Source organism: Pseudomonas sp. UF-293 (assembly GCF_058245595.1).
This window is the reverse complement of sequence record NZ_JBSICA010000006.1, coordinates 115,727-138,742: the sequence shown is the minus strand read 5'-3', so window position 1 is coordinate 138,742 and position 23,016 is coordinate 115,727. Positions and strand designations below refer to the sequence as shown.

23 protein-coding genes are annotated in these 23,016 nt (G+C 59.1%); 12 read left to right on the top strand and 11 right to left on the bottom strand.

Annotated elements, in window-relative coordinates:
- Positions 1–12: 12 nt before the first annotated feature.
- Together cysQ and nudE are read right to left on the bottom strand one after the other, a co-directional pair.
- Positions 13–840 carry a 3'(2'),5'-bisphosphate nucleotidase CysQ gene (gene cysQ, locus AC4IHP_RS09560; protein WP_490831604.1) on the bottom strand — a complete coding sequence of 276 codons (828 nt, stop codon included), beginning with the start codon at positions 838–840 and terminating at the stop codon, positions 13–15.
- A 7-nt stretch (positions 841–847) separates the two neighbouring features.
- A complete protein-coding gene (gene nudE / locus AC4IHP_RS09555; RefSeq protein ID WP_130910858.1) occupies positions 848–1,417 on the bottom strand; it encodes an ADP compounds hydrolase NudE in 570 nt (189 codons plus the stop codon).
- An 88-nt stretch (positions 1,418–1,505) separates the two neighbouring features.
- Here nudE and yrfG point away from each other — a divergent pair, with 88 nt between their 5' ends.
- Complete coding sequence (gene yrfG, locus AC4IHP_RS09550; RefSeq protein WP_460122941.1) at positions 1,506–2,168, top strand: GMP/IMP nucleotidase; 663 nt, start codon at positions 1,506–1,508, stop codon at positions 2,166–2,168.
- A gap of 97 nt (positions 2,169–2,265) precedes the next feature.
- Here yrfG and lysM read toward each other — a convergent pair whose 3' ends face one another.
- A complete protein-coding gene (lysM, locus tag AC4IHP_RS09545; RefSeq protein ID WP_460122938.1) occupies positions 2,266–2,706 on the bottom strand; it encodes a peptidoglycan-binding protein LysM in 441 nt (146 codons plus the stop codon).
- 137 nt (positions 2,707–2,843) lie between these two features.
- On the opposite strand from lysM, the gene AC4IHP_RS09540 reads away from it, so the two are divergent.
- The 4 genes from AC4IHP_RS09540 (at position 2,844) to AC4IHP_RS09525 (ending at position 7,825) form a co-directional block, all read left to right on the top strand.
- Positions 2,844–3,731 (top strand): LysR family transcriptional regulator, encoded by an 888-nt coding sequence (locus AC4IHP_RS09540; RefSeq protein ID WP_460122934.1) that lies wholly within the window; start codon positions 2,844–2,846, stop codon positions 3,729–3,731.
- A gap of 92 nt (positions 3,732–3,823) precedes the next feature.
- The gene (gene fdhD / locus AC4IHP_RS09535) at positions 3,824–4,663 is read left to right on the top strand and encodes a formate dehydrogenase accessory sulfurtransferase FdhD (RefSeq protein ID WP_160768533.1); all 840 of its coding nucleotides are present in this window, start codon (positions 3,824–3,826) and stop codon (positions 4,661–4,663) included.
- Positions 4,660–7,008 (top strand): FdhF/YdeP family oxidoreductase, encoded by a 2,349-nt coding sequence (locus AC4IHP_RS09530; protein ID WP_490831563.1) that lies wholly within the window; start codon positions 4,660–4,662, stop codon positions 7,006–7,008. Before fdhD ends, AC4IHP_RS09530 begins: the two co-directional genes overlap by 4 nt.
- A gap of 331 nt (positions 7,009–7,339) precedes the next feature.
- On the top strand, positions 7,340–7,825 hold the full coding sequence (locus AC4IHP_RS09525) for a glycine zipper domain-containing protein (protein WP_039756448.1): 486 nt from the start codon (positions 7,340–7,342) through the stop codon (positions 7,823–7,825).
- A 55-nt stretch (positions 7,826–7,880) separates the two neighbouring features.
- Here the strand turns inward: AC4IHP_RS09525 and AC4IHP_RS09520 are convergent, their stop codons facing one another.
- The 3 genes from AC4IHP_RS09520 to AC4IHP_RS09510 all read right to left on the bottom strand — a co-directional run bounded on the left by AC4IHP_RS09520 (position 7,881) and on the right by AC4IHP_RS09510 (position 11,769).
- A complete protein-coding gene (locus AC4IHP_RS09520; RefSeq protein WP_490831562.1) occupies positions 7,881–8,300 on the bottom strand; it encodes an acyl-CoA thioesterase in 420 nt (139 codons plus the stop codon).
- 102 nt (positions 8,301–8,402) lie between these two features.
- Complete coding sequence (locus AC4IHP_RS09515) at positions 8,403–9,629, bottom strand: 3-hydroxyacyl-CoA dehydrogenase (protein WP_490831561.1); 1,227 nt, start codon at positions 9,627–9,629, stop codon at positions 8,403–8,405.
- A 211-nt stretch (positions 9,630–9,840) separates the two neighbouring features.
- On the bottom strand, positions 9,841–11,769 hold the full coding sequence (locus AC4IHP_RS09510; protein ID WP_490831560.1) for a RecQ family ATP-dependent DNA helicase: 1,929 nt from the start codon (positions 11,767–11,769) through the stop codon (positions 9,841–9,843).
- 273 nt (positions 11,770–12,042) lie between these two features.
- On the opposite strand from AC4IHP_RS09510, the gene AC4IHP_RS09505 reads away from it, so the two are divergent.
- The 3 genes from AC4IHP_RS09505 (at position 12,043) to nadS (ending at position 14,124) form a co-directional block, all read left to right on the top strand.
- The gene (locus AC4IHP_RS09505) at positions 12,043–13,185 is read left to right on the top strand and encodes a hypothetical protein (RefSeq protein WP_460122916.1); all 1,143 of its coding nucleotides are present in this window, start codon (positions 12,043–12,045) and stop codon (positions 13,183–13,185) included.
- Positions 13,186–13,519: 334 nt separating this feature from the next.
- Positions 13,520–13,834: a type II toxin-antitoxin system RelE/ParE family toxin gene (locus tag AC4IHP_RS09500; protein WP_460122913.1), complete on the top strand. Its 315-nt coding sequence runs from the start codon at positions 13,520–13,522 to the stop codon at positions 13,832–13,834.
- A gap of 2 nt (positions 13,835–13,836) precedes the next feature.
- Positions 13,837–14,124 (top strand): NadS family protein, encoded by a 288-nt coding sequence (nadS, locus tag AC4IHP_RS09495; RefSeq protein WP_016772178.1) that lies wholly within the window; start codon positions 13,837–13,839, stop codon positions 14,122–14,124.
- A gap of 106 nt (positions 14,125–14,230) precedes the next feature.
- Here nadS and AC4IHP_RS09490 read toward each other — a convergent pair whose 3' ends face one another.
- Together AC4IHP_RS09490 and hslO are read right to left on the bottom strand one after the other, a co-directional pair.
- Entirely contained in the window at positions 14,231–15,772 is a 1,542-nt protein-coding gene (locus AC4IHP_RS09490) for a phosphoenolpyruvate carboxykinase (RefSeq protein ID WP_016772179.1), read from the bottom strand.
- 181 nt (positions 15,773–15,953) lie between these two features.
- Positions 15,954–16,856: an Hsp33 family molecular chaperone HslO gene (hslO, locus tag AC4IHP_RS09485; RefSeq protein ID WP_490831559.1), complete on the bottom strand. Its 903-nt coding sequence runs from the start codon at positions 16,854–16,856 to the stop codon at positions 15,954–15,956.
- Positions 16,857–16,963: 107 nt separating this feature from the next.
- On the opposite strand from hslO, the gene AC4IHP_RS09480 reads away from it, so the two are divergent.
- Entirely contained in the window at positions 16,964–17,764 is an 801-nt protein-coding gene (locus AC4IHP_RS09480) for a phosphatase PAP2 family protein (protein WP_490831558.1), read from the top strand.
- 97 nt (positions 17,765–17,861) lie between these two features.
- Here AC4IHP_RS09480 and AC4IHP_RS09475 read toward each other — a convergent pair whose 3' ends face one another.
- Positions 17,862–18,272: an RNA-binding S4 domain-containing protein gene (locus tag AC4IHP_RS09475; protein ID WP_490831557.1), complete on the bottom strand. Its 411-nt coding sequence runs from the start codon at positions 18,270–18,272 to the stop codon at positions 17,862–17,864.
- A gap of 116 nt (positions 18,273–18,388) precedes the next feature.
- On the opposite strand from AC4IHP_RS09475, the gene rimA reads away from it, so the two are divergent.
- The 3 genes from rimA to rimK are packed head-to-tail and all read left to right on the top strand — an operon-like array spanning position 18,389 to position 20,566.
- Positions 18,389–19,168 carry a S6 modification regulatory phosphodiesterase RimA gene (gene rimA / locus AC4IHP_RS09470; RefSeq protein ID WP_490831603.1) on the top strand — a complete coding sequence of 260 codons (780 nt, stop codon included), beginning with the start codon at positions 18,389–18,391 and terminating at the stop codon, positions 19,166–19,168.
- A gap of 16 nt (positions 19,169–19,184) precedes the next feature.
- Entirely contained in the window at positions 19,185–19,664 is a 480-nt protein-coding gene (rimB, locus tag AC4IHP_RS09465) for a retropepsin-like aspartic endopeptidase RimB (protein ID WP_016772184.1), read from the top strand.
- Positions 19,661–20,566 (top strand): 30S ribosomal protein S6--L-glutamate ligase, encoded by a 906-nt coding sequence (rimK, locus tag AC4IHP_RS09460; protein ID WP_024011184.1) that lies wholly within the window; start codon positions 19,661–19,663, stop codon positions 20,564–20,566. Before rimB ends, rimK begins: the two co-directional genes overlap by 4 nt.
- A gap of 120 nt (positions 20,567–20,686) precedes the next feature.
- Here rimK and AC4IHP_RS09455 read toward each other — a convergent pair whose 3' ends face one another.
- On the bottom strand, positions 20,687–22,000 hold the full coding sequence (locus AC4IHP_RS09455; protein ID WP_016770645.1) for an ATP-binding protein: 1,314 nt from the start codon (positions 21,998–22,000) through the stop codon (positions 20,687–20,689).
- A gap of 114 nt (positions 22,001–22,114) precedes the next feature.
- Positions 22,115–22,855 carry an osmolarity response regulator transcription factor OmpR gene (ompR, locus tag AC4IHP_RS09450; protein ID WP_137215064.1) on the bottom strand — a complete coding sequence of 247 codons (741 nt, stop codon included), beginning with the start codon at positions 22,853–22,855 and terminating at the stop codon, positions 22,115–22,117.
- Positions 22,856–23,016 lie beyond the last annotated feature (161 nt).

Here is a 23,016-nt window from a genome sequence, read left to right as displayed (position 1 = left end):
GATCTTTTGATCTCAGGAGCGTGCCAACTCCAACAGTCGCGCACGCCATGCAGCCTTCGCCGGCAGTGCCAGAAAGAATTCATTCAACAGCGATTCTCGCGGCGGATAACTGAACGCCTTGCCGTTCAGATCCAGCACCTCGCCCCCCGCGCCTTCCAGCACCCCCTGCGCTGCCGCCGTGTCCCACTGCGAAGTCGGCGCAAGACGTGGATAGCAATCGGCAGCACCTTCGGCCAGCAGACAAAACTTCAAGGAACTGCCGATATTGGCCAGTTGCAACTCACCAAGACTGGCGCTCAACCCGGCCAGCAACCGCTCTTGCTCGGGACTTGAATGTCGACGGCTGGCGACCACGGTGAACGCCTCCCCCGGTGCAGGCACATCGCGCACCTGAATCGTCACTGGCGTTGCGTCCTTGTCGCCGCGCCAGGCACCCAGGCGGCTACCGCCGACGTAAAAGCGCCCGTTGGTCGGCATCGTCACCACGCCAAACACCACCCGGCCGTTTTCAATCAGCGCGATGTTGACGGTGAATTCTTCGCTGCCACTGATGAATTCCTTGGTACCGTCCAGCGGATCCACCAGCCACCAGCGCTGCCAACCGGCGCGTACGCTCTGCGGGATATTGGCGTCCTCTTCCGAGAGCACCGGAATGCTCGGATCCAGCGCCGTCAGCCCGGCAACGATAAGGTGATGCGCAGCCAGATCGGCAGCCGTCACCGGTGAATCATCGGACTTGGCCGTGACTTCAACGCCGGCACGCCAGAACGGCAGAATTACCTCGCCAGCCTGCAGCGCCAACTCAATTACCGGTGCCATCAACGGATGGGGAAAATTCATCGACGTCTCACTCATAGCTGAACACCCCGCGCTGGCTCAGCAGGTCACGAGTCAAATACAGTGCCGCCAATGCGCGGCCTTCGGTAAATTGCGGATTGAGCGCCAGCGCCGACAGTTCGCGCAGGTTGACCTTGTCGACCCGCATCGGCTCCGGCTCATCGCCTTCCAGCCGTTCTTCGTAGAGATCGGTGGCCAGCACCACTTGGATCTTCTGGCTCATGTAACCGGGTGACAGCGACAGTTCGGTCAGATGTTCCAGCTGACGCGCGCCATAACCGGCCTCTTCCTTGAGCTCCCGCTCGGCTGCTGCCAGCACGTCTTCGCCCGGCTCGATCAGGCCTTTGGGCAGAGACAATTCGTATTCGTCGGTGCCGCCGCAGTATTCCTCGATCAACACCGCGTGTTCGGCATCAAGCATGGCGACGATCATCACCGCGCCGTAGCCCGCACCCTTGCCGACCAGACGCTCGTAAGTGCGCTCCACGCCATTGGAAAATCGCAGCTTGAGTTCTTCGACGCGAAACAGGCGACTGGTGGCGACGATCTCGCGGGCGAGTACGGTGGGTTTCTGGCGCATGCAAAGCTCCTTGGCGTGAACGCGCTACTATAACGCGGCTTTCCCGATTGTTTGCGTCGGATATCTTTTCACCGTACGAGACGTTGCCATGCCTTCTTTACCGTGGTCCGAGATCGATACCGTCCTGCTCGACATGGACGGCACACTTCTGGATCTGCACTTCGACAACCACTTCTGGCTCGAGCATCTGCCCCAGCGCTACGCCGAACTGCACGGCATCAGCCGGGCCATGGCCGAGCTGGAGTTGCAGCCATTGTTCGAACGCCACGCCGGCCAGTTGCAATGGTATTGCCTGGATTTCTGGAGCACGGAACTGAAATTGTCGGTGCGTGAACTGAAACAGGAAACCGCGCACTTGATCGCCCTGCGCGCGGATGCCGATACCTTTCTCGACGCAATCAAACGCGCCGGCAAACGGGTGATCATGATCACCAATGCGCATCGCGATTCGCTGTCGTTGAAACTGGAACGGATCGAACTGGCGCCGTACTTCGAGCGGCTGATCAGCTCGCATGACTATGGTTATCCGAAAGAGAACCCGCAGTTCTGGGATGCCTTGCAGGCCGACATCGGTTTTGATCCGGCGCGCAGCCTGTTTATCGATGACACCTTGCCGATCCTGCGCAGTGCACGGGACTTTGGCGTGGCGCATCTGCTCGCGGTGAAAGAACCGGACAGCCGCAAAGGGCCGAGGGACACCGCAGAATTTGCCGCAGTCGAGGATTATCGCGATCTGATTACTGGACTCTGATCCCTGTAGGAGCTGCCGCAGGCTGCGATCTTTTGATCCTGATTTTAAAAATCAAAGTCGAAAGATCGCAGACTTCGGCTGCTCCTACATGACTGCGTTATTTTGGAATGCGCAGTTTTTGTCCCGGATAGATCTTGTTCACATCCTTGAGCATCGGTTTGTTGGCATCGAAGATTTTCTGGTACTGGTTGGCATTTCCATAGACGCGTAGCGAAATCGCACTAAGCGTGTCACCTGCCTTGACCTCGACAAACTCGGCGGCCACCACGACCGGGCCGGTCACGGTGATCTGATCATCGACGCTGCCTACGCCCGAAATGTTGCCTACCGCAAGCAGGATCTTTTCCTTTTCTTCCTGGCTCGCCACTTCACCGGTGACCGTCACCTTGTCGCCATCCACGGTCGCCTGCACGTTAGGATTGCCCAGCCCGACCTTGCTGATATGTTCCTTCAACTGCTCACTGGCGTTGGCATTGCCCGGGGTCAACAGATCGATCAGCTTCTCCCCGGCCTCTTTCACAAAGCTCAACAGACTCATAGCGCACACTCCTTGATTTGGGTTCCAGTCGTCCAAGCCTAGACCACCCCAGCCAAACCCGGTTCCAGTCCGACCAATGACGCTGCCGCGCCGCAGGCGGTAGAATCGCCAGACCCCGCCAACCGCCCGGAGCGAAGATGGACATCAAGCAACTGAAATTCCTCATCGCCCTCGACGAAACCCGCCATTTCGGCCAGGCGGCCGCGCGCTGCCACATCACCCAGCCGACCCTGTCGATGCGCTTGCGCAGCCTCGAAGAAGAACTCGATCTGCCATTGGTCAATCGCGGCCAGCGCTTCGAAGGCTTCACCGCGCCGGGTGAACGCGTGCTGGCGTGGGCGCGTACGGTGCTGGCGGCGTATGACGGCTTGCAGGCGGAAGCGGCGGCCTGTCGCGGCAACCTGATCGGTACGCTGCGCCTGGGTGTGGTGCCGCTGTCGAGTTTCGATCCGTTGCCGCTGATGCAACGTCTGCATGCGGCGCACCCGGAACTGCGCTTCGAACTGTCGTCGCTGAGCTCGGAGCAGGTGCTCGAACACTTGGCGAACAACCGCATCGACATTGGCGTTTCGTATCTGGAGCGTCTGGACAGCGAGCGTTTCGATTCACTGGCCTTCAACGAGACGCGCATGGGCCTGCTCTACGACGAGCGCTCGTTCAGCTTCGGCGAAGCACCACTGAGCTGGGAATCGCTGATCGAACTGCCGTTGTGCATGCTCACCAGCGGCATGCATTTTCGCCAGTCCATCGACCATAACTTCCACAGCCGTGGCCTGACGCCGCAACCGCTGCTGCAAACCGACGCTGTGCATCAACTGCTGCAAGCGGTCCACGGCGGTTTTTGCTGCGCGATCATGCCGCTCGACGGCGGCGCGGAAAACCTCGCCGATCACCTGCGTCTGCAACCGATCGAAAATGCCCACACCCTCGCGCCGCTGGGGCTGATCATGCGCCGTGGGGCACCGCGTTCGGCGCTGGCTGAAGCCTGCTTCGCGCTCTATCAAAAATCGCCGAAGGAGGCGTGATCGACGGCATCTATCGGTAGATCGGTAATAGCGATTAGACGCGACAACTTGCCGCGCCTAGTCTTGACCTAGATCAAACCGTCGGTGATGCCATGAACGCCAAGCGCCCAGCCTGCGCGGCGCCAGCAATTGAAACGCCTGCGCCTGCCGCCAGCCAGACCTACAGCTACAGCGATTTACCCCTTGAGGCATCGGCCAGCACCGCGCTGGCCGAGGAAGTCGCGTTGGCGATCGCCTATAACGGCATCAGCCAGGCAGTGATGCTGGTCACCCCGACCGACCTCGAAGATTTCATCGTCGGTTTCAGCCTCGGCAGCGGCATCATCGAAGACGCCAGCGATATCTATGATCTGCAACTGACAGGTGCAGGCTCGGCACAATACGCGCAGGTGACCATCGCCAATCGCGCATTCTGGAACCTCAAGCAACAGCGTCGGCAGTTGGCCGGCACCAGCGGTTGCGGATTGTGCGGCGTCGAAGCGGTCGAACAGGCGTTGCCCGATCTCAAGGTATTGCCTGGCGCAGCCTTGCCACCGATCGAATGGCTCGACGGCTTGCGCCAGCGCATCGGCGCGTTCCAGCCACTCGGCCAGCACTGCGGCGCGGTGCATGCGGCGGTGTTCATGAACGCCAGCGGCGAATTGCTGCTCGGTCGTGAAGACATCGGCCGCCATAACGCGCTGGACAAGCTGATCGGCGGACTGATCCGCCAGAAGATATCCACAGAGGGCGGGCTGGCGATCGTCACCAGCCGTTGCAGCCTCGAATTGATCCAGAAAGTCTTGCGTGCCGGCATCCAGACCCTGGTCAGCCTGTCGGCACCCACCGGCCTGGCCGTGCAATGGGCCCGGCGCCACAACCTCAATCTCATCCACCTGCCGCAGAAAAGTGCGCCGCGGGTGTACAGCCCCGCGATGGAGAATCAAGCGTGAGCCAACATCATCAAGCCGACCAGAAACCTGTCCCGCGCTACAAGCCTTACAAAGGTGCCGCCGGCGGCTGGGGCGCCCTGATCAGTGTGGCCCAGGCGTGGCTGACCAGCGACAATGCCCTGAAAAACCTGCGCATGATGCTCAAGACCAACCAGAACGGCGGTTTCGACTGCCCGGGTTGCGCCTGGGGTGATTCGCCGGAAAGCGGCATGGTCAAGTTCTGTGAGAACGGCGCCAAAGCAGTGAACTGGGAAGCGACCAAGCGTCGCGTCGATGCGAAATTCTTCGCCAAGCACAGCGTCACTTCTCTGCTGGAACAAAGCGATTACTGGCTGGAATATCAGGGCCGCCTGACCGAGCCGATGGTCTACGACGCCGAATCCGATCGCTACAAGCCGATCAGTTGGGAAGATGCCTTCGCCCTGATCGGCAAGCATCTGCGCAATCTGCCGAGCCCGGATCAGGCCGAGTTCTACACCTCGGGGCGCGCCAGCAATGAAGCGGCATATCTGTATCAGCTGTTCGTGCGGGCTTACGGCACCAACAATTTCCCCGACTGCTCGAACATGTGCCACGAGGCCAGCGGCGTGGCGTTGGCGCAGAGCGTCGGTGTCGGCAAAGGCACGGTGACCTTCGACGACTTCGAACACGCCGACGCGATTTTCGTCTGGGGCCAGAACCCCGGCACCAACCACCCGCGCATGCTCGAACCGTTGCGTGAAGCAGTGAAACGCGGCGCCCAAGTGGTATGCATCAACCCGCTGAAAGAGCGCGGTCTGGAGCGTTTCCAGCATCCACAGCACCCCATCGAAATGCTCACCAACGGCGACAAGCCGACCAACACCGCGTACTTCCGCCCGGCCCTTGGCGGCGACATGGCTGTGCTGCGCGGCATGGCCAAGTTCCTTCTGCAATGGGAGCGCGATGCACAGAAGGCTGGCGAGCCGGCGGTGTTCGACCATGATTTCCTCAATGCCCACAGCGCCAACGTGCTGGAGTACCTCGCCATCGTCGACGACACCTCGTGGGAGCAGATCGTCGAGCAATCGGGCCTGACCCTGGTCGAGATCGAGCAAGCCGCGCGCATGTACGCCAAAGGCAAGAACGTGATCATGTGCTGGGCCATGGGCATCACCCAGCACCGTCATTCGGTGCCGACCATTCAGGAAATCGCCAACCTGATGCTGCTGCGCGGCAACATCGGCAAGCCGGGCGCCGGCCTGTGCCCGGTGCGCGGCCACAGCAACGTGCAGGGCGACCGCACCATGGGTATCAACGAGCGTCCGCCGGTGGCGTTCCTCGACTCGCTGGAGCGTCGCTTCCAGTTCAAGGTGCCGCGCCACAATGGCCACAACGTGGTCGAGGCAATCCATGCGATGGCCGAAGGTCGTGCCAAGGTGTTCATCGGATTGGGCGGCAACTTTGCCCAGGCCACGCCGGACAGCTCGCGCACTTTCGAAGCGCTGCGCAACTGCGACCTGACCGTACAGATCAGCACCAAGCTCAACCGCAGCCACCTCGCTCACGGTAAAGACGCGCTGATCCTGCCGTGCCTGGGCCGCACCGATATCGATATCCAGACCGAAGGGCCGCAAGCGGTCACCGTGGAAGACTCGTTCAGCATGGTCCACGCCTCCAACGGCCAGCTGCAGCCGCTGTCGAACCAGATGCGCTCGGAGCCGTCGATCATTGCCGGCATCGCCGCTGCGACGCTGGGCAGCCAACCTGTGGACTGGAACTGGCTGGTGGCCGATTACGGGCGCATTCGCGAACTGATCGCCGACACCATCCCGAACTTCAAAGACTTCAACGACAAGATCAAAAACCCGGGCGGTTTCTATCTGGGCAACTCGGCTGGCGCTCGCAAGTGGAACACCCCGTCGGGCCGTGCCAATTTCCGCGCTAACCAGTTGCCGAAAGATCTGGTTCACGAGCGCACCCGTGCTACCGGGCAGGTGCCGGATCTGATCCTGCAATCGATGCGCTCCCACGATCAGTACAACACGACGATCTATGGTCTCGATGACCGCTACCGTGGTGTGAAGGGCCAGCGTGACGTGCTGTTCGCCAATGAGGCCGACATTATTCGCCTGGGCTTCCGTCCGGGACAGAAGGCCGACATCGTGTCGATCTGGGACGATGGTCGCGAGCGCCGGGTGAAAGGTTTTACATTGTTGGCGTTCGATATTCCTGCCGGGCAAGCGGCGGCGTACTATCCGGAAGTCAATCCGCTGGTGCCGCTGGAAAGTACGGGGGATGGCAGCCACACGCCGACGTCGAAATTCATTGCGATCCGGCTGGAAGCGGCGAGTGAGAGTGGGTTGATCATGGCTAAATCCGCTTAACGCGGAGCCCGATCCGGCCCCTTCGCGAGCAGGCTCGCCCCCACACTTGGAATGCATTTCAAGGGTGGGAGCGAGCCTGCTCGCGAAAGCGATCGACCTGTGAACAGATCTGCGGTGGCGAAGATTTTCGACCACCCACAAAAAAGGCCGTTTTTGCATAAAAACGGCCTGTCCGAAGTAGCTAAAGACCGGCGAAAATCGGTTAAGTTCCGGTGAAAAAACAGTAACTTGCATTATTGTATACAAGTCGTGTTATTCGTCGGATTTTGATTGTCACGCCCATTGCAGAGCCTCAGGATCGGCGCCGTCATCCCTTTGAGGCTCATCCTCTATGAAGTTCTCCTCGATTCTCTTGTTGTCCCTTGGCCTGGTCAGTGGCTTCGCTTCTGCCGGAGGCACCACCGAAGCAGGTGTGGGCGGCGCATTGGGCGGGGTTCTTGGCTCGGTCGTCGGTCAATCGTTAGGCGGCAATACAGGTTCCACCATCGGCGCGGCCCTGGGCGGCGCGGGTGGTAGTGCGGTCGGCGCAGACAAGCGCAGCCGTGGCGAAGCGGCCATCGGCGGTGCACTGGGTGCAGCCGGCGGTAACGTCGTCGGCCGCAGCCTCGGCGGCACCACCGGCAGCCTGATCGGCTCCGCCGCTGGTGGCGGCGCAGGTGGCGCGCTGGGTAACTACATGGGCAACAAGAGTGACGACGATGATCGTCGCTACGACCGTCGCCATGATGACCGTCGCTACTATCGCGATCGTGGTCATCCAGGTCGCGGCCATGCCTACGGCCACCGCAAGCATCACAAGTACTATCGCCACCACTAAGGCGAAGGCTTGAACAAAAAATCGCAGCTTTTGGGCTGCGATTTTTTTTGCGCGTCTAGACCACCAGCCGCTCCAGCGCCCCGCGCAAACCTGCCGGAATCGGCACCGGCTGATTGCTCGCCCGATCGACAAACACATGCACGAATCGCCCCGCCGCACACGCCTCGCTTTCGCCGACCTTGAACACCGCCAGTTCATATTGCACCGAACTGTTGCCCAGCTTGCCGACCCGCAGTCCGATCTCGATCAGATCCGGGAAAGCGATCGAGGCAAAGTAATCGCAGGCCGAACTGACCACGAATCCCACCACTTCGCCGTCATGGATATCCAGGCCACCGACCTGAATCAGATAAGTGTTCACGGCCGTATCGAAGTAGCTGTAGTAGGTGACGTTGTTGACGTGACCGTAAGCGTCGTTGTCGTGCCAGCGTGTGGTGATGGGCTGGAAGTGCCGGTAGTCGGAGCGTTGATTCATGCAAGGTTCTCGCATTTTCCTACTTGAAGTTGATCATAAGGACGAACACTTTACCTGTGGGAGCGGGCTTGCCCGCGAAGGCGTCAGCACAGCCGACCGGTGTCAACGATCAGCAAACCCCTTCCCCTGCGCGGCCAGCTCACTAATCAAGCGCGCCGGCTTCCATTGATCGCCCTGGCGCGTCGCCAGCGCCAGCAAGCGCTGATGGATATCCGCCAGCCCTTGCAGATCCGCCCAGGCCATCGGCCCGCCCTTCTCCGCTGGAAAACCATAGCCGTTCAAGTACACCAGATCGATGTCATGGGCAGATCCGGCAATGCCTTCCTGGAGGATCTTCGCGCCTTCGTTGACCAGCGCCAGCAAACAGCGTTCAAGAATTTCTTCGGGGCCGATGTCGCGACGCTGGAAACCCAGCTCTTCGCTGACTCGCAGAACCAGCGCGTCCACTTCGGGATCATGCTCGGCCTGGCGACTACCCGGCTCATAGTGGTAGTAACCGTTACCGGACTTCTGCCCGAACCGGCCCATTTCGCACAGACGATTATCGATCTGAACCTCCGGTGCATCCTGCCCCTTGCCCGCGAGTACGCGGGCACGCCATTCCAGATCGATACCGACCACGTCGTACATGCGAAACGGCCCCATGGCAAAACCGAAGCCCTGTAGCGCGGCATCCACCTGCTGTGGATAAGCGCCTTCGAGAAGCATCTTGCGCGCTTCCAGTACATACGGATGCAGCATGCGGTTGCCGATAAAACCGTGACAGTTGCCCGACACCACGCTGACCTTGCCCATGCGCTTGCCGAGCGCCAGCGCCGCCTCCAGTGCCGCTGGCGAGGTCTGCGCACCTCGCACGATTTCCAGCAGTTTCATGATATGGGCCGGGCTGAAGAAGTGCAGACCCAGTACCTGTTCCGGGCGCCGGGTCGCAGCCGCGATAGCGTCGATGTCCAGCGCCGAGGTGTTGCTCGCCAGCAGAGCCTCGGGCTTGAGCAAGCCATCCAGCTCGCGAAAGATCTTCTGCTTCAGTTCAAGGTTTTCGTACACCGCTTCGATCACCAGATCGACATTGCGAATCGATGGGTAATCCGCCGCTGCTGATACGCGAGCAATTCGCGCATCTGCCTCGGCCTGATCGATGCGCCCCTGACGCACGTTGTGTGCATAGGTTTCGGCGACCGTTGTCAGTGCTTGCTCGAGCATCTGTGGATTGTTATCCACCCACTGCACACTCACGCCGGCATTGGCCAGGCACATGACGATGCCACGGCCCATGGTGCCCGCGCCGATCACGGCAGCCTGCTGAATATCGAAGGATGTCTGGCTCATGTTGTTCTCTTGTTGGCGATCCGAAGACAGATCCCAACCTTAGTCAGGCAACGAGGCTTTTTGAAGTTTATTAGCGTGATGATCGACATTCAGCGGATGGATAGAGGCACTGCCTTGATGACTCTTAACGTAGGAGGCGCCGACGGCTGCGATCCTTTGATCTTGAAGAAATCAACATCAAAGGATCGCAGCCTTCGGCAGCTCCTGCAGATCAGAGGTGCTCTTGCGCCCAATCGCGGACCTCGGCGTAGGGGTACTCTTCCAGCGCCGCGTATCCTGGAATCGCCCGCGCCTTGAGTTTGGTGAACAAAGGGACGCTGATTCCGCACAGGAATCGCGTCAGGCGTTCGGCCGATGGAATCCGCCCTGTGTGCTGCTCATGCCTGTGGATAAATTCATCACACAGTTCTGCGAAGTTTTTATCCACAAGCGGCGGCAAGGGCGGCGGCTCGGGCAACCGCGCAATCTGGCCGTAACACACCGAACAATGCCCGCAATGCTCGGGGGCATTGTGATCACCGAAATACTCGGCTAAGCGATAACCCAGGCAGCGTTCCGTGGCGAACACATCAAGCATGGCGTGAATCCGAGCCACTTCGGTCTGTTCATGGCGAGTGAAATACTCGTGCAGCTCAGCGCTCAGGGCGTCGCTGGCAAAATCACTGCGCAGCAGGCTGTAAACCTCGGTCATTTGCTTGCTTTCAAGCTCGACCCAGCCCTTCTCCTGAAAATAATCCAACGCTGTCACCACCCGATTGCGCTCGGCGGAATACTGCGAGTACATCGCCTCGAAATTCACCGTGGCCCAAGTGCGTGCTCGCGTAGAGGTCTGGATGATCGCCGCTACGAAATCCCTGCGCTCGCCCTCGAAGCGCTGGAGCAGCGCTTCAGGCTCAAGCAGATATTTGAAGCGGTATTCGGCGTAATAGGCGTAACGCGGCGCGATCAGACCTCGCAGTTCCAGCTGCACCAGCAGAGTCTTCAACGGCAACGCGCGAATATTGCTCTGATCCGCCAGCGGCCCAAGCAGAAACTCCCACTGCCCCTCAGGCACCGAAGCTTTCAGTTCATCAAGCACATAACGAATGCCATCACGCTCGGGTGTATCGCCGTAAACGAAGTTCTCGAGCACATTGAGGCTGTCGCGGTTGGCCAGGACCAGGCAGTCTGAGGGCTGTCCGTCGCGTCCGGCACGGCCAATCTCCTGACTGTAGTTTTCGATGGATTTGGGCAGATCGAAATGCACGACGTTACGGATGTCGCTCTTGTCGATGCCCATCCCGAAAGCGATGGTGGCGACGATGCAATTGGACTGCCCGGCCATGAAGCGGCGTTGGATGCTTTCACGCTGATCGTGGGGCAAACCGGCGTGGTATGCCTCGGCCTGGATTCCATTGCGTTGAAGATGTTCAGCAATGTGCTCGGCGGTCTTCTGCAACGTCACGTAGACAATGCTCGGTCGCCCGGGACGCTCGGCCATCCATTCGACCAGACGTCGACGTTTGTCCTGACCGCGTACAGGCTCGACCAGCAAATTGAGGTTGGGCCGATAGAACCCGGTGGTCACCACGTCATCAGGGGCGATGGCGAATTTGGCCTGCATGTCGGCGATGACCTTCGGTGTAGCCGTGGCGGTAAGCAGCAGTGCCTGCGGGATGTTGAACTGACGCTGGTAGTCCGGCAATTTCAGGTAATCAGGCCGAAAATTGTGCCCCCATTCGGAGATACAGTGAGCCTCGTCGACTACCAGCAACGAGATCGGCACCTGCTGCAGGAAGTTGCGGAAGCGCTCGTTTTTCAGGCGTTCGACGGAAATCATCAGAATCTTCAATTCACCCGAACGCGCACGGGCCATGACGTCATTGGCGTCCTCGCGGCTCTGTGCCGAATCGATGCTTCCGGCCGAAATGCCGTGGCGCTTGAGAAACGCCAGTTGATCCTGCATCAACGCCAGCAGCGGCGAGACCACCAGTGTCAGGTGCGGCAGCAGAAGCGCCGGCAACTGATAGCAAAGCGATTTGCCGGAGCCGGTAGGAAAGATCGCCGCCGCCGACCGCCCCGCCAGCACCGCGCTGACAGCGGCCTCCTGACCGGGGCGAAATTGTGGATAACCAAAAACCTGTTCCAGGGTGTGGTGCATTTGCTGTCACTCCTTTGACTGCTGCCATGCCCAGAGCCTAGCGGGCGATTGCAGCGAGTCGAGAAAAGGTCGGGGTTGAATCGATACTGAATGATACATGGGAAGCGAAAACCAAGCGTGTAACAATCGAAGCGCCTCGACAAACTTTCGAAAGCTCAGCTACATATATATAACAAATTTAAACATTACAAACGCAGACACAACAGCACCCTTTATTTATAACAACAATTCAAACTAACTTGACTGCTCTTATTCATAAGCAAGAGCAACGAAATGACAACTTTAACAATATTTTTCTGCGGCACCGGCTCCAACAAGTTTGATGACAAACATAAAAGCTTCTGGGACGGCGAAATCGTTTCTACGCTCGCTGCACACCACAGCGGACGCGAATTTGCCGAGTGGATCGTCGTCGATGGCCCTGGCAGCGGCAATCTGCAAGCCGACGACCTGTTCACCAAGACCTCTGAGTACGGCATGTCCGGCACCCTGTTCGGTAAAGGCTGGGACGAAAACGTGCAACACGCCGTGAACATTATCAAAGGCAAATGCGACTGGCAGCGTAAACAACTGACTGAGGCAGAATATAACCGTCTGAAAGCAGCAGGGATCCCTATTGAAGATGTAAAAGTGGAAGGCTCCTGGTTTTGGCGCCAGTATAACTATGGCGACCGGAGTATCACGCAACAGAAGTTGCAGGAACAGATCATCAAGACTTTCCGCAAGGACGGCATTATTCCCACGCGTGTCAATCTGCTCGGCTGGAGCCGTGGCGGTATCAGTTGCCACATGCTCGCCAATGCAATGTTCAAGGATGCTGCACTCAAACATATTCCCGTAAACATCTTTGCGATTGACCCAGTTCCGGGCATCGGCAACTTCCAGGAAAACCGCGTCAAACTCGCATCCAACGTCAAGGAATACATCGCCTTCTATGCCCGCGACGAGCGCTCAAAAGGCTTCAGCTGCGTGATCCCGCAAACCGCCACCGGCAGCAAAACCTCGATCTATCCAATGGCCGGTCGCCACGCCACCCTCGCTGGCAACGCCACGGCACTCGGCGGCGAGCCGAGCAGCAGCAGCGACCTCAACGCACTGATCGAACCCGGCCTTATCGTTCGCCATCTGGCGGAAACCTGCCTCAAGCGTTGGGGCGTACCACTGGGCAAAACTCTCAACCTGAGCGATGCCGACCTGCGCCGCCTCACCGGCGCCATCGTTAGCGACGAAGCGCGCTACAAGAAGATGCACAGCCAGTCCTACACCTGGTTCACCGAGCTGGACAAAGGCGAGCGCTATGTCTCGCTGGGCAGCAAAGGCGTGCCGTTTTCAGCAGTCAAAGGCACGATCTACCGCCCGGCAACCGGACTGACCACAAGCCTGCTGGATATTTCCGGTTACCAGCATCTGCGTTGAAAGGCGTTGAAGAATCGGTAGCAACGTCTGGTGCTTTGTTCGTCCCGTTCCTACTTCACGCGATGCCTTGTCGGCTATCGCGAGCGGGTGGTGCGAACCTATAGTCGTGGGTATCGCTGCTTTGGTCAGCGACCGACATCACCCATGCTCTGTACCTGCTGACAGGTCGGCTGCGAGCTGCTGCAAGTCGCGCAGACACAGATGCTCAACTGGAAAGCCCCTACCTAAGCCGAGCAGCCTGATCGCCGCCGATCATCTGTCGGCGACCAGGCACCAGTCATCGTTATCAACACTTCAGCATTGCCTGGAAGTAAGTCACTGGCGTACATTGACCATGATTTTTATTGAGACTTCAGTCTTCACCCGCCGAGTAAGAGAGTTACTGGACGACGATGCCTACGCCACCTTTCAAAAGCAGTTGGTCGCAAACCCGTCTATTGGCGATGTAATCGAAGGAACCGGCGGGGTGCGTAAAGCACGAGTCGCCTCCAAAGGCCATGGCAAACGGGGTGGCGCACGGGTTATCTACTACCACTTCGTTTCAGCATCACAGATCGCGTTGTTGATGATCTATCCAAAAAACGAGCAGCAGGATCTTACCCATGACGAACGGAAAGCACTGAAGGCCATGATTGAAAACTGGAGGTAACCATGAGCAAGTTTTTTGATGAGCTGATGGAAAGCGTGCAGGAAATGGATGAGATTCTTCGGGGTGAAAAAAAGCCGTCCCGCGAATTCTATGTGGATGCATTACAGGTTAAACAGATTCGCAAAGCGACGGGAATGACGCAGGCAAAGTTCGCAGCCTTGATCGATGTCCAGTTGGGAACGTTACGCAATTGGGAGCAAGGTCGTCGTCAGCCGACTGGGCCGGCCAAAGCACTACTCAAGGCCATTCATAACGATCCTGTTCATGTGCTGAGTGCACTGGCTGATTGACAGATAGCCAGGGCAAGCCAAGTCTTTGAGTCCAACCAAGCTGCATTTCAGATCGGAAAAAAAAACCGCCCCAAAGGGCGGTTTTTTATTCACTGCAAACCATTACTTACAACTTCGGCCCAGCCGCCTTGATCGCGTCGCTCACTTCGAACTTCTTGAAGTTCTCGATGAACAGACCGGCCAGTGCTTTCGCTGCCTCGTCGTACGCTGCCTTGTCAGCCCAGGTGTTGCGTGGGTTGAGCAGGTTGGTGTCGACGCCCGGAACGGCCAGTGGCACGTCGAGGTTGATGGTGTCGAGGTGCTCGGTGGCAGCACCGATCAGAGCGCCGCTCTGGATCGCGGCGATCACTGCGCGGGTGGTCGGGATGTTGAAGCGTTGGCCGACGCCGTAGCCGCCGCCCGTCCAACCGGTGTTGACCAGGTAGACCTTGGAGCCGAAACCGCGAATGCGCTTGATCAGCAGTTCGGCGTATTCGCCAGCCGGACGCGGGAAGAACGGCGCGCCGAAGCAGGTGGAGAAGGTCGACTTGATGCCGCTGCCCGAACCCATTTCAGTCGAGCCCACCAGCGCGGTGTAGCCGGACAGGAAGTGGTAGGCCGCTTGTTCTTCGTTGAGGATCGATACTGGCGGCAGTACGCCGGTCAGGTCGCAGGTCAGGAAGATCACCGCGTTTGGCTCGCCGCCCAGGTTCTTCTCGGAACGCTTGGCAACGTGCTCCAGCGGGTAGGCGGCGCGGCTGTTCTGGGTCAGGCTGACATCGGCGTAGTCGGCGTGCTTGGCGTCGTCGATGACGACGTTTTCCAGCACCGCACCGTGCTTGATGGCTTTCCAGATAACCGGCTCGTTTTTCTCGGAGAGGTCGATGCACTTGGCATAGCAACCGCCTTCGATGTTGAAGACCACGCCTTCGCCCCAGCCGTGTTCGTCGTCACCGATCAGGTAACGGCTTTCGTCGGCCGACAGGGTGGTTTTACCGGTGCCCGACAGACCGAAGAACAGGGTCACGTCGCCGTCTTCGCCGATGTTGGCAGCGCAGTGCATTGGCAGCACGTCAGCGGCCGGCAGCAGGAAGTTCTGCACGGAGAACATGGCTTTCTTCATCTCACCGGCGTAACGCATGCCGGCGATCAGCACTTTCTTCTGCGCGAAGTTGATGATCACGCAACCATCGGAGTTGGTGCCGTCACGCTCAGGCACGCACTCGAAGTTGGCGACGTTGAGCACTTGCCATTCTTCACGGCCAGCCGGGTTGTACTGGGCCGGGTTGATGAACAGGCAACGACCGAACAGGTTCTGCCAGGCAGTCTGCGTGGTCATTTTCACGGCCAGGTAGTGATCTTCCGCCGCGCCTACATGCACGTGGGAAACGAAGTGCTCTTGCGCGTTGTTGAAGGCCTCGACGCGAGCCCACAGGGCATCGAACTTGTCGGCCGGGAACTTGCGGTTGATCGGGCCCCAGGCGATAGCGGCCTGGGTGGAAGGCTCTTCAACGATGAAACGGTCGACTGGCGAACGGCCGGTGCGGTGACCGGTGCGAACAACCAGAGCGCCGGTATCGGCAAGCTCGCCTTCACCGCGATTCAGGGCTTCTTTTACCAGATCATCAACACTCAGATCGGTGTACACGGCGTTATTGGCTTGCGTCATGAGGTTCCCCGTCGGCCAGTGGCCGAGTGTGCTCCAAACGTTTTGTAGTAGAAAGTCGTGCACTACTACCGCGAAAAAAGTGGGCCGGATTATGCCAGAAAAGCCCAAAAAGAGTAGGGTCCTCCCGTCGTAACGGCGATATTCCGTCATTACGCAGTGAATTTACCTGCGCTGAACCGTTTTAGTGACGGGTATCTGACGGCGTATCGACGCCCGCGCCAGCGAACAATTGAGCAATATCGGCCGCGTCGAACAGGTACTGCTGATTGCAGAACTGGCAATCGATCTCGACGGTGCCACCCTGTTCGGCCACCAAAGCTTGCGCGTCTTCCTGCCCAAGACTGACCAGCGCATTGCCGGAGCGTTCCCGCGAGCAGCTGCAGTTGAAGCGCAGATGCTGCACATCGAACAGACGCACCTGCTCCTCGTGGTACAGGCGATGCAGCACGGTTTCGTTGTCCAGGCTGAGCAGTTCATCGGCGCTCAAAGTACTGGCGAGCGCGGTGAGGTGCTGCCAGCTCGCAGCGCGTTCTTCTTCGTCTTTCAGGCGGTCGGCGGGTAATTGCTGCAGCAACATGCCGCGCGCGCGACGACCGTCCGCGAACAGTTTGAAGCGCGTGCCGACCTGCTGCGACATGACGAAATAGTTGGTGAAGCAATCGGACAGGGTTTCGCCGTCGAGATCGACGATGCCCTGATAGCGCTGGCCAACCGTCGGATCGACGGTCAGGGCCAGAACACCGTTCGGCATCAGGTCGCTGAGGGTGGCGTCCGCCGCGATCTGCTCGGCTTCGTAACGCGCCAGGCCACGGATTTCGCGATCGCTGGAGCACTCGATCATCAGCATCGGGATCGGGCCTTCGGAGCGCGCCTGCAAAATCAACAAGCCGTCGAACTTCAGGGTGCCGACCATCAACGAGGCGGCCGCCATCAGTTCGCCCAGCAGTTGCGCCACTGGCTCCGGGTACGGGTGTTTGGCGAGGACTTCGGCGTAGCTGCGCTCCAGCGCTACCAGTTCGCCGCGAGTGTCGCTGTCATCGAAGATGAAGCGTTGAGTGAAATCGGTATCCGCTAGGTCGGTCATAGGTCTGGGTATCTGAATGTGATGACAAAATGATTACAAAACGTGAAAATTTGCGCTTGCTGGCACTTTTTTTGGTGCCGGCGCTTTTTCGCCATGGGAGGCATTTTATGAACAATCCGGGTTTGTTCCAATCAAGGTGGAACCTCGGCCGGCTGGTTCTGTGTAACGTAGTGCCGTTGGCGCTACTGGCTTTCTGGTTATGGCCTACGGGCCAGACGCTGTGTGTGATTTTCGACGAGTGGCTGTTCCGCTCGCTCAATGCACCGCTGGCCAGCAACCCGATATGGCTCCACATCTGGGCAATTGCAAGTCTGCGCCCGTTCGACATCGTCGTCGGACTGATTCTGCTGACGCTGCTGATCAAGGGCGACTGGGTTTTCAGGGCAATTGACGTGCGCCGCGCATTCTTCGGTTTTTTCTCGATCCTGCTGTTGATGGTGGTGATCCGCGCGCTGTTTTCCAAATTCGCCGATCACATGGGCTGGCAGCACAGCAGTCCGTCGATGGTGCTTGAGGGCGCCGTGCACATCAGCGATTACTTTCCGCACCTGGAAAAAACCTGGGAGCTGAAGGATCGCTCGGGCCAGAGTTTTCCCGGTGATCATGCCTCAGTGTTGTTGATCTGGGCGTTGTTCATGGGCGTGTTCAGCCGCACCGTCGGCCAGTTTCTGACGGTCTGGGGTCTGGCTGTGCTGTTCATGTTGCCGCGCCTGGTGGCTGGCGCGCATTGGGGTCAGGACGATTACATCGGCGGCGTGTTGCTGGCGGTGTGGGCGTTGGGCTGGGGTTACTACACGCCATTTGCCTATCACGCGTCGAACCTTTTGTTGAAGCTCACCGCGCCGGTTTTCGCGCTGCTGGGCAAGTTGCCGATGGTGTCGCGGATGAGTGTGGTGCGTAGCGCCTGATACCGCGTCGTACTCGATTCGCGAGCAGGCTCGCTGCCACAGACGACTCGATCAAATGTGGGAGCGAGCCTGCTCGCGAAGAGGTCGGCACAACGTTTCAATCTTCGTTGCTGCTACCGCGAAACTTGAACAGATCACGCCGCTGTTTCTTGCTCGGCTTGCCATCGGTACTCACGCCCAACGACCCCGCCTTGCGCATTGCCGCAGCCGCTTCACGCTTGGCGACACTCGCTTCGGTCTCGGCATACAAGGTTTGCGCCTCGGGCGCGCCACGGCGCACGATCGACAACGCCTCGACCCTCACGGTGCGCACTTCGAAGCCGGTGCGAATCTCGAACTCATCACCGATGCGTGGTTCCTTGCCCGGTTTGCAACGCTCGCCACGGCAATGCACCTTGCCACTTTCAATTGCTGCTTTGGCCAGCGCACGGGTCTTATAGAAACGCGCCGCCCATAGCCATTTATCGAGACGGACCTTGTTGTCGTCCTCCTCCTGCTTCTGTCCCATATGAATTCCTCGCTCAGCCAGTAGTCGGAACTGTACTACCGTTTCTGTCGGGCGCAAGAACCTGGCCCTCCAGATAGACTGTGATCTTCGCCGCCCGAACGGCCTGGAGTGACCGCGTGACAAAATTTCCAACTTCATTGACCTCGCCCAAGGGCGGTTGCCAAGGCTGCCAGCAGAGCGAGCCGCTGGACTTCGATTTTGCCTTCGCCTACCAGCCGATCGTCGACCTGCGCGACCAATCGGTATTCGCCCACGAAGCGCTGGTGCGCGGCGTGGCCGGTGAGGGCGCGCTGTCCGTGTTAAATCAGGTTACAGAAGACAACCGATACCGCTTCGACCAGCTCTGCCGGACTCGCGCCATCGAAGGCGCGGCCAGTCTTAATATGCAGACACACTTGTCGATCAACTTTTTGCCCAACGCCGTCTACCGTCCAGAGCTATGCATTCGCAGCACACTGGAGGCTGCACGAAAACACAACTTTCCGATCGACCGGCTGATTTTCGAAACCCTGGAAATCGAGCACGTAGATAATTATCGCCATTTGACCAATATTCTGCGTGAATACCGCGAATTCGGCTTCAAGACCGCCATCGACGATTTCGGTGCCGGCTATTCGGGGCTCAATCTGCTGGCTGATTTCCAACCGGACCTGATCAAACTCGACATGGCGCTGATCCGCGATATCGATCAAGACCGTATCCGTCAGGTGATCGTGCGGGGGGTTGTCACAATGTGTGCGGAGTTGGACGTTACAGTCATTGCCGAAGGCATAGAAAGCGCCGGGGAACGGGATTTCCTCGCGGACTGTGGAATATTTCTGATGCAGGGCTACTGGTTCGCCAGACCTGCATTCAAAGCGTTGGCCCAGGTGCCGGACGAGGCCTGGAAGCGTTAACCCTTGGTTTTTTTCTTTGAAGACATTTGATCATTTGACCGTCGTCGGTCTGCGCGAGTGGGTCGCGCTCCCGGGCCTGGGAGTCGCCGGTCTGCGCGCAAAAATCGACACCGGCGCCAGCACCTCCAGCCTGCACGCCACCGATATCGAACCGTTCGAACGTGACGGCGAGAAATGGGTGCGCTTTACCGCGCACCTCGGCACGGTGGTGCAGTTGCGTCACCGGCGCTGCGAAGCGCCGCTGGTCACGCGCAAAACCATCAAGAGCTCCAACGGCCATGCGCAAGTGCGCTATGTGATCAGCACCACGCTGGCCCTGGGTGATCGGGTCTGGCCAGTGGAATTTACCCTCGCCTGCCGCAAGTCCATGCGCTATCGCCTGTTGCTAGGTTCCAAAGCCCTGATCGATGGCCAGTTGGTGGTCAATCCGGGCATCAAATATGTACAAGACAAGCCGGTGTTCCCGGTATCTACCTCCTCCACAGGTGTTGCATGAAGATCGCTGTGCTGTCGCGTAATCCGCGTCTGTATTCCACCCGCCGTCTGGTCGAAGCCGGAATCGAGCGCGGGCATGAAATGGTGGTGATCGACACCTTGCGCGCCTACATGAACATTGCCAGCCACAAGCCGCAGATCCACTATCGCGGCAAACCGCTGGAAGGTTTCGACGCGGTGATCCCGCGGATCGGCGCGTCGGTGACGTTCTACGGCTGCGCGGTGTTGCGTCAGTTCGAAATGATGGGCGTGTTCCCGCTCAACGAGTCGGTCGCCATTGCCCGCTCGCGGGACAAATTGCGTTCCCTGCAGCTCCTGTCGCGGCGCGGGATCGGTTTGCCGGTTACCGGTTTTGCCCACTCGCCGGACGACATTCCCGATCTGATCGCCATGGTCAACGGCGCACCGCTGGTGATCAAGGTACTCGAAGGCACTCAGGGCATCGGCGTGGTGCTGTGCGAAACCGCGACGGCCGCAGAATCGGTAATCGAAGCGTTCATGGGCCTGAAGCAGAACATCATGGTCCAGGAATACATCAAGGAAGCCGGCGGCGCGGATATCCGCTGCTTCGTGGTCGGCGACAAGGTGATCGCGGCAATGAAGCGTCAGGCCAAACCGGGAGAATTTCGCTCCAACCTGCATCGCGGTGGTAGCGCCAGCCTGATCAAGATCACCCCGGAAGAACGCATGACCGCGTTACGCGCTGCCAAGGTCATGGGCCTGGCGGTGGCGGGTGTGGATATCCTGCGCTCCAATCACGGGCCGCTGGTGATGGAAGTGAATTCGTCGCCGGGACTGGAAGGGATCGAGACCACCACCGGCAAGAATGTCGCCGGAATCATCATCGAACATCTTGAAAAAAATGGCGGGCCGAATATGACCCGCACCAAGGGCAAGGGCTAGAAAAGCAGCTGCTAGCGGCAAGCTTCAAGCGGCAAGTGAAAAGCGCTCTTGCTTGTAGCTAGTAGCTAGTAGCTAGTAGCTTGTAGCTTGTAGCTTGTAGCTTGTAGCTTGCCGCTGCTTCTAGACTGCATCTCGGGGCAACATCAATCCAAGCGGCAATCTCACCCGCGCCTCAAGCCCACCGCCGGAGCGGTTGCGCAATTCGACATTGCCGCCATGCATCGCCGCAATCCTTTTCACGATCGCCAGTCCCAGCCCGGTACCTTTGCCACCGCGAGCCCGATCACCTCGGGTAAACGGGTTGAAGATCGCCTCAAGCTCGGACGGATCGATCCCGGCGCCACGGTCCATTACGCTCAGGACCACATACGGCGCGCTGGTGTCTCCCGACACATAAGCCGCCACTTCAACGCCGGTGCCAGCATGATTCAAGGCGTTGCCGATCAGGTTGTTGAGCAAGCGTTTCATTGACACACGACGCAGCGGGAACGGCTGGATCGGTTCCAGGCGCAAACGTACTTTTTCTTCGTTCTGGTTGTACGGTGCGGCGACTTCGCGCACCAGATCGCTGAGGTCGACTTCTTCCACCGACTCGTCGCGACCATCGCGAATGAACGCGAGGAACTGGTCGAGAATCGCATCCATATCTTCGATGTCGCGGACCATGTCGTCGGTGAGGTCGGTGTGATCGCCCATCAATTCCAGCGACAGGCGCAAGCGCGTCAGCGGTGTGCGCAAGTCGTGGGATACCCCGGCGAGCATCAGCTCACGCTCGCGCCCGGCCTGCTCGACGTCCTCGGCCATCTGGTTGAAGGCGCGGTAAACCTCGGTCATTTCGCTGGGCGTGTCGCTGATCGGCAGGCGCACGCTGCGGCCTTGGCCGAGTTGTCGTGCGGCATAGACCAGGCGCTTCAGCGGCTGGTTGAGCTGGCTGACGAAAATCCATGCCGACGCCGTCGACAAGAGGCCGATGGCAAGGAACCAGCCGAGCACGTTCCAGATTTTCTGGCCGCGCAGTGGATGCGGATACAACGGCACTTTCAGCCAGCCATCGCCCAGGCTCGGCGCGCGAACCCACAATGCCGGCGGCGAGTGCATGCGCAAGCGCACCTCGGTGTCGGCACCCAGTTCCGCCTGCATCTGACGCTGATAGATTTCGCTGTACGGCCAGTGCTGCTCGCCTTCCGGGACACCGGCGCCCACCACACGAATCAGGGTTGCGGCATCGGCAATTTTTGCACGGTTTTCTTCATCGGCGGCCCAATAGGCGCGCAGCGTCAGAGCTACGCCATGGCTGTATTGGCGATCCACCAGCACGTCCTCGTTCATCAACAGATAAACCAGGGTCAGCGCCTTGGAAAACAGCACGACGATGAGCACCAGCCAGAGGGTGCGGGAGAAAAAGCTTTGGGGGAACCAGACGGGGGTTTTCATCTTTAACCGCTACACACTTGCAGGAGCGAGCAATGCTCGCATATTGCGGATTGCGAGTCTGTGGCAATGGCCGTGCGGCCAGAGCCTTGCAGACCCGCTCCTACAAATCACCGATCACTTGGTGGCGGTGCCATCCGGTACGAACACGTAACCCACGCCCCAGACGGTCTGGATGTAGCGCGGTTTCGACGGATCGGGCTCGATCATCCGGCGCAGACGCGAAATCTGCACGTCGATGGAACGCTCCAGCGCATCCCATTCACGGCCACGGGCGAGGTTCATCAGCTTGTCACGGGTCAGCGGCTGACGGGCGTTCATCACCAGCGCCTTGAGTACCGCGAACTCACCGGTGGTGAGCATGTGCACTTCCTCGCCACGCTTGAGTTCGCGGGTGGCCAGCGACAATACGTAATCACCGAAGGTGACGTTTTCGTCTTCGCTGCCCGGCGCGCCCGGTACCGGTGCGGCCTGACGGCGCAACACCGCTTTGACCCGCGCCATCAGCTCGTCAGGGTTGAACGGTTTGGCCAGGTAATCGTCGGCGCCCAGTTCGAGGCCCTTGATACGGCTCAGCTCATCGCCCTTGGCGGTGAGCATGATGATCGGAATCTGGTTGTTCGCGCCACGCAGGCGGCGGCACGCGGTCAGGCCATCTTCGCCCGGCAGCATCAGGTCGAGGACGACCAGATTGAACACTTCACGCGCCAGCAGACGGTCCATCTGCTCGGTGTTCGGAACGGTACGGGCACGGTAGCCCTTGCTGACGAAGAAACGCTCCAGCAGGCTGCTCAGCCCCGGATCGTCATCAACGATTAGAATTTTTTCGCCTTCAGCCGTTTGTGCAGTGCTGCTCATTGGATGCTCCTTTTAGCTCGGCGCGCATTATGGCGTAGCTGCCGTTATACGCACCGTGTGCATTGTTAGCAGATTTTTCCTTCACTGCCAGAAAACCGGGGTTTATGCCTACAGCCTGCAACGCCCCCGAATGACAGAACGCTGGTTATAATGCGCGGCGT

Coding starts and splice junctions, on each gene's coding strand:
- cysQ (WP_490831604.1), bottom strand. CDS start 840: ATGAATTTTCCCCATCCGTTGATGGCACCGGTAATTGAGTTGGCGCTG.
- nudE (WP_130910858.1), bottom strand. CDS start 1,417: ATGCGCCAGAAACCCACCGTACTCGCCCGCGAGATCGTCGCCACCAGT.
- yrfG (WP_460122941.1), top strand. CDS start 1,506: ATGCCTTCTTTACCGTGGTCCGAGATCGATACCGTCCTGCTCGACATG.
- lysM (WP_460122938.1), bottom strand. CDS start 2,706: ATGAGTCTGTTGAGCTTTGTGAAAGAGGCCGGGGAGAAGCTGATCGAT.
- AC4IHP_RS09540 (WP_460122934.1), top strand. CDS start 2,844: ATGGACATCAAGCAACTGAAATTCCTCATCGCCCTCGACGAAACCCGC.
- fdhD (WP_160768533.1), top strand. CDS start 3,824: ATGAACGCCAAGCGCCCAGCCTGCGCGGCGCCAGCAATTGAAACGCCT.
- AC4IHP_RS09525 (WP_039756448.1), top strand. CDS start 7,340: ATGAAGTTCTCCTCGATTCTCTTGTTGTCCCTTGGCCTGGTCAGTGGC.
- AC4IHP_RS09520 (WP_490831562.1), bottom strand. CDS start 8,300: ATGAATCAACGCTCCGACTACCGGCACTTCCAGCCCATCACCACACGC.
- AC4IHP_RS09515 (WP_490831561.1), bottom strand. CDS start 9,629: ATGAGCCAGACATCCTTCGATATTCAGCAGGCTGCCGTGATCGGCGCG.
- AC4IHP_RS09510 (WP_490831560.1), bottom strand. CDS start 11,769: ATGCACCACACCCTGGAACAGGTTTTTGGTTATCCACAATTTCGCCCC.
- AC4IHP_RS09505 (WP_460122916.1), top strand. CDS start 12,043: ATGACAACTTTAACAATATTTTTCTGCGGCACCGGCTCCAACAAGTTT.
- AC4IHP_RS09500 (WP_460122913.1), top strand. CDS start 13,520: ATGATTTTTATTGAGACTTCAGTCTTCACCCGCCGAGTAAGAGAGTTA.
- nadS (WP_016772178.1), top strand. CDS start 13,837: ATGAGCAAGTTTTTTGATGAGCTGATGGAAAGCGTGCAGGAAATGGAT.
- AC4IHP_RS09490 (WP_016772179.1), bottom strand. CDS start 15,772: ATGACGCAAGCCAATAACGCCGTGTACACCGATCTGAGTGTTGATGAT.
- hslO (WP_490831559.1), bottom strand. CDS start 16,856: ATGACCGACCTAGCGGATACCGATTTCACTCAACGCTTCATCTTCGAT.
- AC4IHP_RS09480 (WP_490831558.1), top strand. CDS start 16,964: ATGAACAATCCGGGTTTGTTCCAATCAAGGTGGAACCTCGGCCGGCTG.
- AC4IHP_RS09475 (WP_490831557.1), bottom strand. CDS start 18,272: ATGGGACAGAAGCAGGAGGAGGACGACAACAAGGTCCGTCTCGATAAA.
- rimK (WP_024011184.1), top strand. CDS start 19,661: ATGAAGATCGCTGTGCTGTCGCGTAATCCGCGTCTGTATTCCACCCGC.
- AC4IHP_RS09455 (WP_016770645.1), bottom strand. CDS start 22,000: ATGAAAACCCCCGTCTGGTTCCCCCAAAGCTTTTTCTCCCGCACCCTC.
- ompR (WP_137215064.1), bottom strand. CDS start 22,855: ATGAGCAGCACTGCACAAACGGCTGAAGGCGAAAAAATTCTAATCGTT.